Source organism: Bacillus norwichensis (genome assembly GCF_014836955.1).
GTDB classification, from domain to species: Bacteria; Bacillota; Bacilli; order Bacillales; family Bacillaceae_C; genus Siminovitchia; species Siminovitchia norwichensis.
This window is the reverse complement of sequence record NZ_JACSPV010000068.1, coordinates 1-13,544: the sequence shown is the minus strand read 5'-3', so window position 1 is coordinate 13,544 and position 13,544 is coordinate 1. Positions and strand designations below refer to the sequence as shown.

Genomic DNA, 13,544 nt, shown 5'->3' with positions numbered 1-13,544 from the left:
GGCCTTTTAGGCCGAGGCCGGTAAGAGAGGCTTTCAGCCGCAGAGCAAACCACCAGTTCACACTGGTGGTTTTGATTATGTCAAAGACTGAAACGTAAGGAATATGGCAAATTTGAGTTTTTTATTTTTTTATTTTTCTGAACTTAATTCATGATACATTTAATATAGTAATATTTTCAAAGGGGGTTGTAAAATGGCTTATTTTGTAGGGATCGCTATAGGAGTAATAATTATCGTTGCAATCCTTTCATCATATTTATTAAAGAAAAATCCATCTAAGAATTATTATATTTTTCCAGGTTCGATTTCAACGATTATAACCTTAGTTGTAGCGATCATATCCTATTTTATAATGGACGGCTGGAGTACAATGGGGTATTTAATCTTATTTGTCTTTGTAGGGATCGCTTCATTTATAGGAACAATCTTAGGGAAAAGTTTCACTAAGCATAAAATTTGAACCTGTAATTGATCTGCCTGCTAAGGCACAAAAATGATTTTAAAACAGAAAACCTCTCTTTTGATTAGTGATATGTCTTTGTATTGTTTCCTATGCCGGAATGAAAACCACTCGGAAATTTATACGAATTTCATGCGTTTAGTTTGTAATTCAAATACAAATTAAAAAGATAAACTTACGTTGACAGTCAAAAACTCGTGTGATAAAATTGCAATGTTAGTCTGTAGCACCTGTGCTACAACCGCGCGGACCAGGTTTTTCAAGTTCTATTTTTGGATAGGCACCTGCTTTCGGCGAGTCTGAGTTATAAGGAGGTGCGGCATATGTACGCAATCATTGAAACTGGCGGAAAACAAGTCAAAGTTGAAGAAGGCCAAGCTATCTATATAGAAAAGGTAGATGCGGCTGAAGGTGATACATTCACATTTGATAAAGTTCTTTTCGTTGGCGGCGATAACGTCAAAGTAGGAAACCCATTTGTTGAGGGTGCTACTGTCACAGCTAAAGTTGAAAAACAAGGACGTCAAAAGAAGATCGTTGTTTTCAAATACAAGGCTAAAAAGAACTATCGCAGAAAGCAAGGGCATCGTCAGCCTTTCACAAAGCTTGTCATTGAAAAAATTAACGGTTAATGGGTTGAGATCATGATTTTCGTTGAGATTTGCCAAGACGACAAGGGGAAGATTACATCTTTTACGATGAGCGGTCACGCTGAATTCGCGGAAAGAGGCCAGGACATTGTTTGTGCTGGGGCTTCGGCCGTTGCTTTTGGATCGATCAATGCAGTTATAAGTCTAACAGGAATTACACCAGACATTGAACAGACGGAAGGCGGTTTTCTTTCCTGTACGCTTCCAGAAGGATTGCCGGCGGGGACATCTGAGCAAATTCAGCTTCTCCTTGAAGGTATGGCTATTTCTTTACAAACCATTGAACGTGATTACAAAGAGTATATTAACATTATTTTTAAAAACAGGGGGTGAATCAATATGTTAAGATTGGATCTTCAATTTTTCGCATCCAAAAAAGGAGCGGGTTCCACTAAAAACGGCAGGGATTCTGAATCGAAGCGTCTAGGCGCGAAGCGTGCAGATGGCCAATTTGTATCCGGCGGTTCCATCCTTTACCGTCAACGCGGAACAAAGGTTCATCCTGGTGAAAACGTGGGCATTGGTAAAGACGATACTCTATTTGCAAAAGTTGATGGCGTTGTCCGTTTCGAACGGTTCGGCCGCAGCAAGAAAAAAGTGAGTGTCTACCCAGAAGCTCAAGAAGCATAATAAACTTAAAGCTCTAACCGAAATTCCGGTTGGAGCTTTTTTATTCCAGCCTCAGCGTCTGCTGAGCAGTAGTTTTTGATCAAATTGATAAAGAATCAAGTCGCCTTGTTACAAAGCTGATCCATGATAGATGGGGCTGAAGAAAGCAGTAGATAGTAGTTTGGACTTGTATTTACAATACATAAAAACATCCTATTCCGTACAGATTATTAAGTTTGCTATAATATATAGTTAATAAGTCTAATCGAGGAGAACTGGGATGAGTAAAAATTGGACGATTTTAGAAACGTTAAAATACACACGCCATGATTGGTTGAACAGACTGCAGCTTATAAAAGGAAATATCTCATTGGGAAAAACTGAACAAGCTGAACGTATTATGGATGAAATTGTAATGGAGATGAAGCAGGAGGCCATGCTGTCCAACATAGAACTCCCTCGATTTGCCGAAAAATTATTAACACATAATTGGAGCGGCAGCCATTTCAAAGTTGAGTATGAACTTGTCACACTGCCTAAAAAATTGCCTCTGCATGATGATCTGCTTACAGAATGGACCTGCGCTTTTTTTGAACAGCTGAACAAGGCAGCTTTACCTTTTTACGAAAACTGTTTATATGTGAAAATTGAAGCTACAGAAGAAACAGTGCGTTTTCTTTTTGAGTTCAACGGTATAATAGAAAATGAAACCGAACTGAAAAATTGGCTGCAGAATCATGATAATTATCCTGATCAGGTCAAGTTTGATCAAGTTGGAGAAAATGATTGGCTCATCCAGGCGGTATTTTATCAAATGAACGGTTAGTTGGCAGATTGGAGTGTCTTATATGTTTGTTGATCGAGTAAAAATATATGTTAAAGGCGGAGATGGCGGAAACGGCATGGTAGCCTACAGGCGTGAAAAATATGAACCTATGGGTGGACCGGCTGGCGGTGATGGAGGAAAAGGTTCCAGTGTTATTTTTATGGTGGATGAAGGCCTCCGCACCTTGATGGATTTTCGCTATCAACGCCATTTTAAAGCACATCGCGGTGAAAACGGCATGTCCAAAGGCCAGCATGGAAAAGGAGCTGCAGATCTAGTTATCAAAGTTCCGCCTGGTACTGTAGTAACGGATGAAGAGACTGGTGAAGTTATTGCCGACTTGGTTCAAAATGGCCAAAAAGCGGTTATAGCCAAAGGAGGACGCGGTGGAAGGGGAAATATTCGCTTTGCGACACCTGCTAATCCGGCGCCAGAAATAGCAGAAAATGGTGAACCGGGCCAGGAGCGGGATGTTATTTTAGAGTTGAAGCTTCTGGCAGATGTGGGTCTGGTCGGATTCCCGAATGTTGGGAAGTCCACCCTGCTTTCAGTCGTTTCAGCGGCGAAACCAAAAATTGCGGATTATCACTTTACAACCATTAAGCCTAATTTGGGTGTTGTCCAAACAGAAGATGACAGAAGTTTTGTTATCGCTGATTTGCCGGGATTGATTGAAGGGGCACATGAAGGAGTTGGACTGGGTCATCAGTTTCTGCGTCATGTGGAAAGAACGAGGGTTATCGTACATGTAATCGACATGTCCGCAACCGAAGGCCGGGATCCTTATGAGGATTTCGTAACCATCAATGAGGAACTAGAGCAATATAACCTCCGTCTGATGGAGAGGCCGCAAATCATTGTTGCCAATAAAATGGACATGCCAGAGGCAGAAGAGAAATTGAAGGAGTTCAAGGAGAGACTTGAACAGGACTATCCGATCTACCCTATTTCAGCATTGACAAAACAGGGGGTACGGGAGTTGCTGTTCGCTATTGCCGATAAATTGGAAGTAACTCCAGAGTTCCCGCTTTATGAAGAGGTTGAGATAGAAAAAGCGGTGAACCGTGTTGTATATAAACATGAAGAGGATGAAATGTCCTTTAACATCACACGCGATCCTGATGGTAGCTTTGTAGTCAGCGGTGCAAAGGTCGAGCGCTTGTTTAAAATGACTGACTTTTCTAGGGAGGAGTCTGTACGCCGCTTTTCACGTCAACTTAGATCCCTTGGGGTAGATGACGCGCTTCGGAAAAGAGGGGCAAAAGATGGCGATACAGTACGCCTGCTTGAGTTTGAATTTGAGTTTGTTGATTAGGTCTTCTTTGCTTGGAGGGGAGTGCCTTGGGGAAAAGGGAATTTAACCAGAAATTTTTTTTAGTAAGAGAAGATGTGCTGCCTGAAGCGATGAAAAAAACTTTAGAGGCAAAAGCACTGCTGGAAAGGGGCTCGGCAGAATCCATTTGGGACGCGGTCCAGCAGGTGGACTTGAGCCGAAGTGCTTATTATAAATACAAAGATACGGTTTTTCCATTTCATACGGTTGTGAAAGAAAAAATCATATCACTGTTTTTCTTTCTTGAAGACAAGCCGGGAGCGCTCTCCAAGCTACTCGGAACCGTGGCAGCTTCCAAATGCAACGTGCTGACCATCCACCAGACTATTCCATTACAGGGAAGAGCCAATGTCACGTTGTCGTTAGATATCACTGAAATGATTGTGGATATGGATGAACTGCTTACGAAATTCAGAAGGCTGGAATTCGTGATAAAAGTAGAAGTTTTGAGTTCCGGAGGATAAAAGAAGAGTGCCGAGGCAAATTTAAAAAATGGGACATCTTATGTTAAGAGGTGATCCCGTTTTTAAATTGGGGGCTGGCCGAAAAGTAATATTTCAAACTAGAAAATTAAAAACAAAACCCAAGAATGCCGTAAAAATCAACATTCTTGGGTTTTATTTTTTAGTGCATTTACTATCTAAATGGACATGTTAGTTTAATTTTCCTCTGCCAAAATACCGGCTTCATTGAGGGCTTTTTTTGCGTTTAATATCATTTGCTCATCAGGTGCAGTCAATGTATGCAAATGCAATCCAGAAGTCAGTTCTGATAGCAGGGATGCCTTTGTGTGTCGGATATTCTTCAAAAAAGCCTGAACGTCTTTTCTGTTTGAAACCATAATAGAAGCAGTTAAATCCCCATACACTGGATGTTCTACAATTACATTCTTTACTGTTACCCCATGATCAACAATGATATTTAATTCCTGCTCTGCTTGGCTGGGGGAGTGCTGGCATGCTATGATCCTTTCCACAAGACTTTGACTTCCAGCGCGCATATACAAATAGCCTTGGCTTGTAGCAATGATCGGTTCATTACGCGCTTTTAACAAAGTCATATCTCCGACGATTACCTGACGGCTTACATTGGACTTTTTTGCCAATGCCGTACCTGTAACAGGGCCGGAACTGTTTTTTAAATAGTTAAGGAGCCATTCCCTTCTTTCTTCCCCGAGCAATTTCTTTTCTCTTTCTTTACTCACCTGTCCATCCCCTGTTCAAATTCTTTATATAAATAGTAGCATATTTGTTCCTCTGCATAAATAATCTTCCACGTTCATATGTATTTTTGAGAAGTTGAATAACAATTTGCCCAATCAATCATACACTGTATGGACTCATGCCTGAGGAGGGGAAATAAGTGAAAATCCACATCGTGCAGAAGGGGGATACTCTGTGGAAAATCGCCAAGAAATATGGCGTAGACTTCGAAGAGTTGAAAAAGATGAACGCGCAATTGTCGAATCCGGATATGATTATGCCCGGAATGAAAATAAAAGTTCCAGCAGGTGGGACACATATAAAAAAAGAAAAGCCCAATGTGTCGCACGGAGGTCATAAAGAGAAACCTAATGTATCGCACGGAGGTCATAAAGAAAAGCCTAATATGCCGCACGTAGGCCCTAAGGAAAAACCGAAAGTGCACCATCATCCCCCAAAAGTTCAGAAGGAAGTGAAAAAGGAAGCGATTCAAAAGGAAGTGCCGCAAAAAATTTATCAGCCTGTAATGCCGCAGCCACAACCACAGCTATTGCCTGAGATAGATATTAGCAACTACTATATGATGAATATGAATCAGATGCAAACGCAAGTGCAGCCGCAGCCACAGGTGCAACCGATTCAACAAGTAGAAGCGAAAAAAGAAGAAATACCTAAAATGGAAGTCATGCCTGAGATGCAAGTCATGCCTGAAATGGCGGAAATGCCCGAAATGGCAGTAATGCCCATACAAGGAGGAGTCCCACAACCAATGTATCCACAATATTGCTGTCCACCACCTGTAATGCCAGTTTGTGATCCATGCTATCCATATCCGATGATACCGCACGTGCAAGGTATGATGGCGTATCCGCAAATGCCAATGGGTGGATATATGCCACAAATGGCCCAGATGCCACAGATGTCTCAAATGCCTATGTATGGCCAAATGCCAGCTGTAATGCCGGCAACTGAATATGGAGTAATGCCTCAGCAATGGGGAGAAGAATCATCCAGTTCTTCATCAATGGAAATGTATCATCACCATGGGCATCACCACGGACATCATCACCATCACGACCATCATGGACACCATCATGAGCACCATCATCATGAGCATCATATGGCAGAGGAAGCGAATGATCCGCCGCCATTTTCAACAATGCCAATGCAGGGGTGGTCCCAGCCACCAGGAGGATACCCAATGATGCCAGTCAATCCACAAGGTCAGCAAATGGGAATGCCGTATGGAACAATGCCATATGGCCAGCAAAATCTATTTGAGCAGCCTGCGGCAGGAGCAGCGGGTACACCCTATCCGATGATGCCGAGAGCTGACGAAGAAGAAGATGACTAATATCTTTCATCAATCGAGAGACGGTTTCAATTCCCGTCTCCTTCTTTATGTAAAAAGGAGAACTGGTATCAACTTTAAAAAAATAGCCACCATTAAAAAAGCGGTTTGGATTGCTTCTTCTGAAAAAGAGCGCTGGATCATCAAAGAATTTCCCAAACCTGACAAGTTCATTCAGCAAATAGAATTGACGGAGCTTTTATGGAATAACGGATTCCACAACACATATAGGTTTCATCCAATTCACAAATATGGCCCTTGTTATTTTGAAGAGAGATATTTTGGGATTATACAATATATTGAACCTCATAAACATCAACAGTTCCATTATGGCAGTGCAAAAAATCGCGAAGAGGCGCTTTCGCTATTATGTCGTTATCATACTGTAGCCTCAAAATGTGTACCTCAACTTAAAGACAAACTGATCACATTTGATTTATGGAAGAAATGGAAAAATCGGCATGAAACCTTTAAGAGAAATATCGTTCCTTTCAAAGAGCTATCTATATATCATCATTTGGAGAGATATATGGAGCTTGGAGAAGCTTCTCTGCAAATCATGCAGGACTATGAAGGCTATTTTTTCAAGGAGCCGCACAGCATCTTACATGGAGATCTGGCCCATCACAATTATATTAGGAAAGCTGATGGCAGTCTTTATATTATTGATTTTGACTTGGTGAGTATTGGTCCTAAACAAATAGACATCCTCCAATATTGCAATCGTATTTTGTCTGAAATAGACTGGTCGCCGCTTCGGTTATTTGCTGAAGGAGAAGCCATCAACGAATATAAGGGGGACATTCCGTTCCTTGCAGCACTTTTATATCCGGCTGATATTTTTCGAGAATGGAATTATTTTGTCGGCTATAACAACAAGGAGCAAAAAAAACATTGGAAGCATCTTAAAGAGATAACATTTGGGCAGTTTGAGAAAAGGGTGGATTTCTCTAAATGGATAATCAATCAAATAGAAGATCTTGAGGAATAAAAATGCTTGGAATTTCACATTTGCTAAGTCGTACCTTTTCAATATATGATATGATAGAAAGGTTTGTTAGAGGGAGGATTACAAATGGCTGGACATTCCAAGTGGAAAAATATTCAAAACAGGAAAAATGCCCAAGATGCAAAGCGGGGCAAGATTTTCCAAAAACTTGCCAAAGAAATCTATGTTGCTGCAAAAAGCGGGGGAGGAGATCCGGACACGAATCCTTCGCTTCGTCTTGTAATCGATAAAGCTAAGTCAGCAAATATGCCGAACGATAATATCAAACGGGCAGTTGATAAAGCGTCTGGAAACCAAGACGGCGAAAACTATGAGGATATCATTTATGAAGGCTATGGTCCTGGCGGTGCGGCCGTCATGGTATTGTGCCTGACTGATAATAAAAACCGGACTGCATCCAATGTCCGTCATGCTTTTACAAAAAACGGCGGGAATCTCGGAGAATCAGGCTGCGTTTCTTACATGTTTGACCGAAAAGGTTATCTTGTAATTGAAAGAGATGGACTTGATATTGAAGAAGACGATCTGTTGCTACAAGCAATCGAAGCCGGTGCAGAAGATATGGAAACTAGCGAGGAAGTTTTTGAAATTTATACCGAGCCGGAGAACTTCATGGATGTAAAAGAGAGTCTTGAAGGCGAAGGATTTGAATTTGCGTCAGCGGAAGTTACAATGGTGCCGCAAACAGAAGCTGAGCTAGACGAAGAACAGCAGGAGAAGCTGGAAAAACTCATCGACATGCTCGAAGACGATGATGACGTTCAAGACGTCTATCATAACTAAAAAAAGCTAATCCAAAAGATGTGAATTCTTTTGGATTAGCTTTTTTTAATGGATATTCATGTAAAAAAAAGGTCACACTAATTCTATAAAGGTTTAACCTCATTCAGTAGGGATTCCAACCCCAGCTGAATAAAGTTAAAGCCTCCGGCAAATGCCACAGATTTTATCGAGCCCCGCTTGATAAAATCTGGACGCAAATACGCCAAGGCGCATTTGATTAAGGGTGTAGAGGTGATCTGAAATGAGAGCCATTTTAGTTTTGAGTCTTTTAACTGGTGGTATGTTAGTCAGCAGTGTTGTTCATGAGCCGATAGAAGTACAGGCAGAGCAGATATATGATGCCCCTTCTACGACAAATGAACAGCCTTTGGAGCTGACTGTCCATTTGAAGAAAGTTTACTTGGATGGTGAGGCCAGCGAAGAAGTTGTGAAAGAAATGATATTTGCTCTGGAAGATTTTTGGGCAAAATATGAGTCTTGGCAGCTTGTTGATATGGATGAAGAGCGCCTTTTATTTGAAAAGAAGGTCGATGATATTTCACCTTTATTAAAGATGAACGGTTATTTTGGTATTACGGATGATGGAACTTTATCTATTTTTAATGGTAAGCCTGAAGAAGAGGATGTCATCCAGTCTTTTTTTCAAATTGATGTGAAGAAGCTGGAGAGCAGTCAGCAAATGAGGTTGATGCAGGGGATTCCCGTTAAGACAAAAGAGGATTACTCAGAGGTCGTTGAGAGCATGAAAAAATATTCCATCAAAAAAGCGAAATAAGCGAAGGCCGGGAATCTGACAGAATCCCGGCCTTCTTTGATATTTAAGAAATTATAAAATGCCTGGAAGCGAATAACTAATGCCATGTCCAGTGCCTATCGACCATTAGCCTTCATTTCTCCTCCTACGATAAGTTAACATGACAGGATGTCCAAGTGGTGTCGGCACCATAGGACGTAATCACATTCGGCGTCCAGTGCATGTTGGCCCTAAATGGCCATCTTCCATATATCAGGTCAGTTTGTACGTGATAAACAGCCGCTTGTTTGCATGGGAAAAGAATGGCACAATAGGTGATAGAATAATAGACAGAGGGAGAAGTCACCGGATGAAACTCGTATCATGGAATGTGAATGGACTCAGGGCTTGTGTACGCAAGGGTTTTTTAGACTATTTTAATGAATTGGATGCAGATATTTTTTGCGTACAGGAAACGAAGCTTCAAGAGGGACAAATTGATTTAGAACTGGATGGATACCATCAATATTGGAATTATGCAGTCAAGAAAGGCTATTCTGGGACTGCTGTTTTTACTAAACACGAACCATTGTCTGTAAGGTATGGCATTGGGGAGTCTGATCGTGAAGAAGAAGGCCGGATTATTACACTCGAATTTGACCAGTTTTATTTGGTTAATGTGTACACGCCAAATGCGCAGAGAGATCTGGCGCGCCTTGACTACCGGCTGGAATGGGAAGACCGTATGCTTTTATATTTGAAAGAATTGGATCAGAACAAACCGGTCATTATGTGCGGAGATTTGAATGTTGCTCATCAAGATATTGATTTGAAAAATTTTAAGTCGAACAGGGGCAATTCAGGATTTACAGATGAGGAGCGTGGGAAATTCTCCACTCTGCTGGAACATGGTTTTGTTGATAGTTACCGTCACTTTTACCCTGAGAAGGAGGGCGCCTACACATGGTGGTCCTATATGAATAAGGTGAGGGAGAGAAATATTGGTTGGCGGATCGACTATTTTATTGTTTCGGAAAGATTTAAAGACCAATTAAAAGATGCACAAATATATTCTGATGTAATGGGAAGTGACCATTGCCCAGTTGCTTTGAAAATAGAAGTCGAATAGGGGTCAGACCCTCTTTAGTGCACTAAAGAGGGTCTGACCCCTTATAGTATTTCTTCTTGCCAATAAAATTGACTACAAATACGCTGGAAATGGCAATTGCTCCACCAATAAGTGATAATGTGCTTGGCCATTCATTTAACCAGAACCAGGCAATTATAATGGCGAGGGCAGGCTCAAGGTACAGCATACTTGAAAGTTTTGTTGTATTGCCGGCAGATAGGGCGATGGCCCATGTGGCGTACGCGATGGCAGCCGGAAAAATACCGACATATAAAGCGGAAACATGGGCAGCAGTAGACGCTCCTTGGATGTTTTCCCACAGACCTGGCATGAAAATAAGCATAGGCAAAGTTCCTGCCCATGTAAAATAGGCAGTCAAATCAATCGGATTGTACCGTTCCAGTAAAGGTTTTTGAAAGACAAAAAAGATGGAAGTCCCAATAGTAGCAATTAAAATGTAAATGGTTCCTTTCGAAACGGTAAACGATGCACCTGAAGATCCAATCGTGATTAAGATAATACCTATGAAGCCAATACCCAGACCGATCCAGCCAAACAAGTCCATTCTTTCTTTCAGGACAATCACTGCAATAATGGAAGTGAATACTGGAGCAGATCCGATAATCATACTCGCGGTTCCAGCGGAAACCGTCTGTACCCCGAATGTAAGTCCAATATGGTAAACGCTGATTCCCATAAAACCGAGGAACAGAATTCTAACTATGTCCTTTTTATTAGGAAGGCGCATATGTACCCCAGGCCAAAGCGCATACAACAGGAAAACCCCGGAGGCAATTAAAAACCTAAGAAGAACAAGGTGGGCAGCAGTATATCCACCAAGTAAGCTGGCCCGTACACCAGCAAATCCCGATGACCAAATTATGATCGTAATAACAGCCATCCAAAATGCTTTTTTATTCACTTACAACCTCCTAATCGCGAAATACAGTAAAATAGCATAATAATAACATATAACGATATATTGATTTTACCATTGACTATAAAAAATGGAATATAGTATGATATTCATGTTTCATTTTTAGTTTGAATGGAAAGGAGTATTGTGAGTTTTTTTAAGCGCCAGAACTGGTGAATGTACTTGCAGTAACAGATTGCCAGTTGACGAGGAGGAGGTTTATCGAACGTTCGGCGGATACCTCCCGGCTGCGGCACACAGTCGAATTTTCTTTCGTAAATCATGCGAGGCGACTCGATGGACAAAGGAAAGGAAATGTGTCCGATAAAAAATGAATATGAAATAGAGGGCAAGTGTGCCCTCGTGCTGCTTGCCCTCCTTTCACGGGAGGAAACAAGATGTGCGGAATTACTGGTTATATCGGAACAAATGATGCGAAGGAAATATTGTTAAAAGGCTTGGAAAAGCTCGAATATCGCGGCTATGATTCGGCTGGAATTGCTATCTTCAATCAGGACGGTGTTCACATTTTTAAAGAAAAAGGACGAATTGCAGACATGCGGGCAGTTGTGGATGGAACAGTAACTGCCAAAGTGGGAATCGGACATACACGCTGGGCTACGCACGGAGCGCCAAGTAAAGGCAATGCCCATCCGCATCAAAGTGCTTCCGGACGTTTTACATTGGTTCATAATGGTGTCATCGAAAATGAATCTGAGCTTAGAGTGGAGTATTTACAAGATGTGAAATTCAACAGCGATACAGATACCGAAGTGATTGTTCAGCTTGTGGAGAAGTTTGCGAAAGACATGGAGACGGAAGAAGCTTTCATGAAAACTCTTCGCTTGCTCAACGGCTCCTATGCGATCGCAATGTTGGATACAGAAGCGACTGATACCATCTTTATTGCTAAAAATAAAAGTCCTTTATTGGTCGGAGTCGGAGAAGACTTTCATGTTGTGGCAAGTGATGCTATGGCGATGATTGAAATCACGGATCAATTCATTGAATTGATGGATAAAGAGATCGTCATTGTGAAAAAAGATCAGGCGGATATTTATAATTTGCAAGGCGAAGTCATCATTAGAGAGCCTTATCAGGCGGAACTGGACGTTACGGATATCGAAAAAGGAACCTATCCTCATTTTATGCTGAAAGAAATTGATGAGCAGCCTCTTGTCATGAGAAAGATCATCCAAGCGTATCAGAATGCAGATGGTAATTTAGAGATCGACAGCGATATTATACATGCCATGGCGGCCGCAGACCGGATTTATATCGTTGCCTGCGGAACGAGCTATCATGCGGGATTGGTTGGAAAGCAGCTGATTGAAAAGCTAGCGGGAATTCCGGTGGAAGTGCATCTTGCGAGTGAATTCGGCTATAACATGCCTTTGCTTTCAGCAAAACCATTATTCGTTTTCATTTCTCAGAGCGGGGAAACAGCGGATAGCAGAGCCGTGTTGGTGAAAGTGAAGGAAATGGGGTATCGTGCTTTAACGATTACGAATGTTCCGGGATCAACGCTTTCAAGAGAAGCGGATTACACTTTGCTACTTCATGCAGGTCCTGAAATTGCCGTGGCTTCAACAAAAGCATACACAGCACAGGTGGCTGTTTTAGCAATATTGGCGTCTGCGACAGGTTCTGCAAAAGACACGATTGCAGAATTTGATTTGGTAAAAGAACTCGGAATCGTCGCCAACGCAATGGAAATCTTATGTGATACTAAAGAAGAGTTCGAGCTGATAGCGATCGATTACTTGCCTGCAGCCATTAACTGCTTTTTCATCGGCCGTTCTATTGACTATTTCGTCGGATTGGAAGGAGCTCTGAAACTGAAAGAAATCTCCTATATCCAGGCCGAGGGATTCGCCGGAGGAGAGCTGAAGCACGGTACAATAGCACTGATTGAGGAACAAACACCTGTCATAGCACTTGCTACGCAGGCTAGAGTCAACGGAAGCATCAGGGCAAACGTGAAGGAAGTGGCTGCCCGCGGAGCCAATACTTGTATCATTTCAATGAAAGGATTGGAAACAGAGGGAGACCGCTTCGTGTTGCCGGCAGTCCATGAACTGCTCACACCGCTGGTCTCAGTTATCCCGCTGCAGCTGATTGCCTACTATGCCGCATTGCACCGTGGGTGTGACGTTGATAAGCCGAGGAATTTGGCGAAGAGTGTGACGGTTGAGTGATAACGCCTGTTAACGAATAATAAATTGTAGTTTTATAAAAAAGATTATCATTTATAATAATGTTTGATTAAAAATAACCTCTTAGGTATGATGTCCGTAAGAGGTTATTTTTGTTTGTCAGAAAAAGAGGTGTGTTAAGTGTCATTTCCTAGATATGATAGTATGAATCCGAGATTACTTGATTCTATTGTTTGTTTTGCAGATATACTGGGTTTTTCTAATTTAATTAAAAGTTCTTCAAACTCAGAAGAAGCAACGCTTTCATTAAAACTCAACTTTCGCAGAGAGAAATTGGCAAATAAGCCTTGATGTAGTTGGGAAGGCCAGAGAACCACTGCTCAAGTT

At 41.7% G+C, this 13,544-nt stretch carries 15 protein-coding genes and 1 other annotated feature; of the genes, 13 read left to right on the top strand and 2 right to left on the bottom strand.

The genetic code is table 11. From position 1 onward, the window contains the following. Positions 1–193 precede the first annotated feature (193 nt). From H9631_RS21310 to H9631_RS21280, 7 genes are all read left to right on the top strand, one after another. Positions 194–460, top strand: a complete 267-nt coding sequence (locus H9631_RS21310; RefSeq protein WP_191816338.1) for a YesK family protein — start codon at positions 194–196, stop codon at positions 458–460. Positions 461–689: 229 nt separating this feature from the next. Next, positions 690–771 (top strand) — a sequence feature (ribosomal protein L21 leader region). 12 nt (positions 772–783) lie between these two features. Then, positions 784–1,092 (top strand): 50S ribosomal protein L21, encoded by a 309-nt coding sequence (gene rplU, locus H9631_RS21305; protein WP_191816337.1) that lies wholly within the window; start codon positions 784–786, stop codon positions 1,090–1,092. A gap of 12 nt (positions 1,093–1,104) precedes the next feature. Next, a complete protein-coding gene (locus H9631_RS21300; protein ID WP_191816335.1) occupies positions 1,105–1,443 on the top strand; it encodes a ribosomal-processing cysteine protease Prp in 339 nt (112 codons plus the stop codon). Between the two features lie 6 nt (positions 1,444–1,449). Beyond that, positions 1,450–1,740, top strand: a complete 291-nt coding sequence (rpmA, locus tag H9631_RS21295) for a 50S ribosomal protein L27 (protein WP_120116232.1) — start codon at positions 1,450–1,452, stop codon at positions 1,738–1,740. Between the two features lie 259 nt (positions 1,741–1,999). Further along, a complete protein-coding gene (locus H9631_RS21290) occupies positions 2,000–2,545 on the top strand; it encodes a Spo0B C-terminal domain-containing protein (protein WP_191816333.1) in 546 nt (181 codons plus the stop codon). Positions 2,546–2,567: 22 nt separating this feature from the next. Then, a complete protein-coding gene (gene obgE, locus H9631_RS21285) occupies positions 2,568–3,860 on the top strand; it encodes a GTPase ObgE (RefSeq protein WP_191816332.1) in 1,293 nt (430 codons plus the stop codon). Between the two features lie 26 nt (positions 3,861–3,886). Further along, positions 3,887–4,342, top strand: a complete 456-nt coding sequence (locus H9631_RS21280) for an ACT domain-containing protein (protein WP_191816330.1) — start codon at positions 3,887–3,889, stop codon at positions 4,340–4,342. Positions 4,343–4,536: 194 nt separating this feature from the next. On the opposite strand, the gene H9631_RS21275 is transcribed toward H9631_RS21280, so the two are convergent. Further along, complete coding sequence (locus H9631_RS21275) at positions 4,537–5,082, bottom strand: transcription repressor NadR (RefSeq protein ID WP_191816328.1); 546 nt, start codon at positions 5,080–5,082, stop codon at positions 4,537–4,539. Positions 5,083–5,240: 158 nt separating this feature from the next. Here H9631_RS21275 and safA point away from each other — a divergent pair, with 158 nt between their 5' ends. The 5 genes from safA to H9631_RS21250 all read left to right on the top strand — a co-directional run bounded on the left by safA (position 5,241) and on the right by H9631_RS21250 (position 10,085). Next, the gene (gene safA, locus H9631_RS21270; protein WP_191816326.1) at positions 5,241–6,434 is read left to right on the top strand and encodes a SafA/ExsA family spore coat assembly protein; all 1,194 of its coding nucleotides are present in this window, start codon (positions 5,241–5,243) and stop codon (positions 6,432–6,434) included. Continuing rightward, a complete protein-coding gene (locus H9631_RS21265; RefSeq protein ID WP_191816324.1) occupies positions 6,427–7,422 on the top strand; it encodes a phosphotransferase in 996 nt (331 codons plus the stop codon). The genes safA and H9631_RS21265 overlap by 8 nt, the downstream gene beginning before the upstream one ends. Positions 7,423–7,506: 84 nt before the next feature. Continuing rightward, complete coding sequence (locus tag H9631_RS21260) at positions 7,507–8,223, top strand: YebC/PmpR family DNA-binding transcriptional regulator (protein WP_191816322.1); 717 nt, start codon at positions 7,507–7,509, stop codon at positions 8,221–8,223. Between the two features lie 241 nt (positions 8,224–8,464). After that, positions 8,465–8,998 (top strand): BofC C-terminal domain-containing protein, encoded by a 534-nt coding sequence (locus tag H9631_RS21255; RefSeq protein WP_191816320.1) that lies wholly within the window; start codon positions 8,465–8,467, stop codon positions 8,996–8,998. A gap of 328 nt (positions 8,999–9,326) precedes the next feature. Next, complete coding sequence (locus H9631_RS21250) at positions 9,327–10,085, top strand: exodeoxyribonuclease III (RefSeq protein WP_191816318.1); 759 nt, start codon at positions 9,327–9,329, stop codon at positions 10,083–10,085. A 22-nt stretch (positions 10,086–10,107) separates the two neighbouring features. On the opposite strand, the gene H9631_RS21245 is transcribed toward H9631_RS21250, so the two are convergent. Next, the gene (locus H9631_RS21245; protein WP_191816317.1) at positions 10,108–11,007 is read right to left on the bottom strand and encodes a DMT family transporter; all 900 of its coding nucleotides are present in this window, start codon (positions 11,005–11,007) and stop codon (positions 10,108–10,110) included. A 392-nt stretch (positions 11,008–11,399) separates the two neighbouring features. On the opposite strand from H9631_RS21245, the gene glmS reads away from it, so the two are divergent. Beyond that, the gene (glmS, locus tag H9631_RS21240) at positions 11,400–13,199 is read left to right on the top strand and encodes a glutamine--fructose-6-phosphate transaminase (isomerizing) (RefSeq protein ID WP_191816312.1); all 1,800 of its coding nucleotides are present in this window, start codon (positions 11,400–11,402) and stop codon (positions 13,197–13,199) included. Positions 13,200–13,544: the final 345 nt, after the last annotated feature.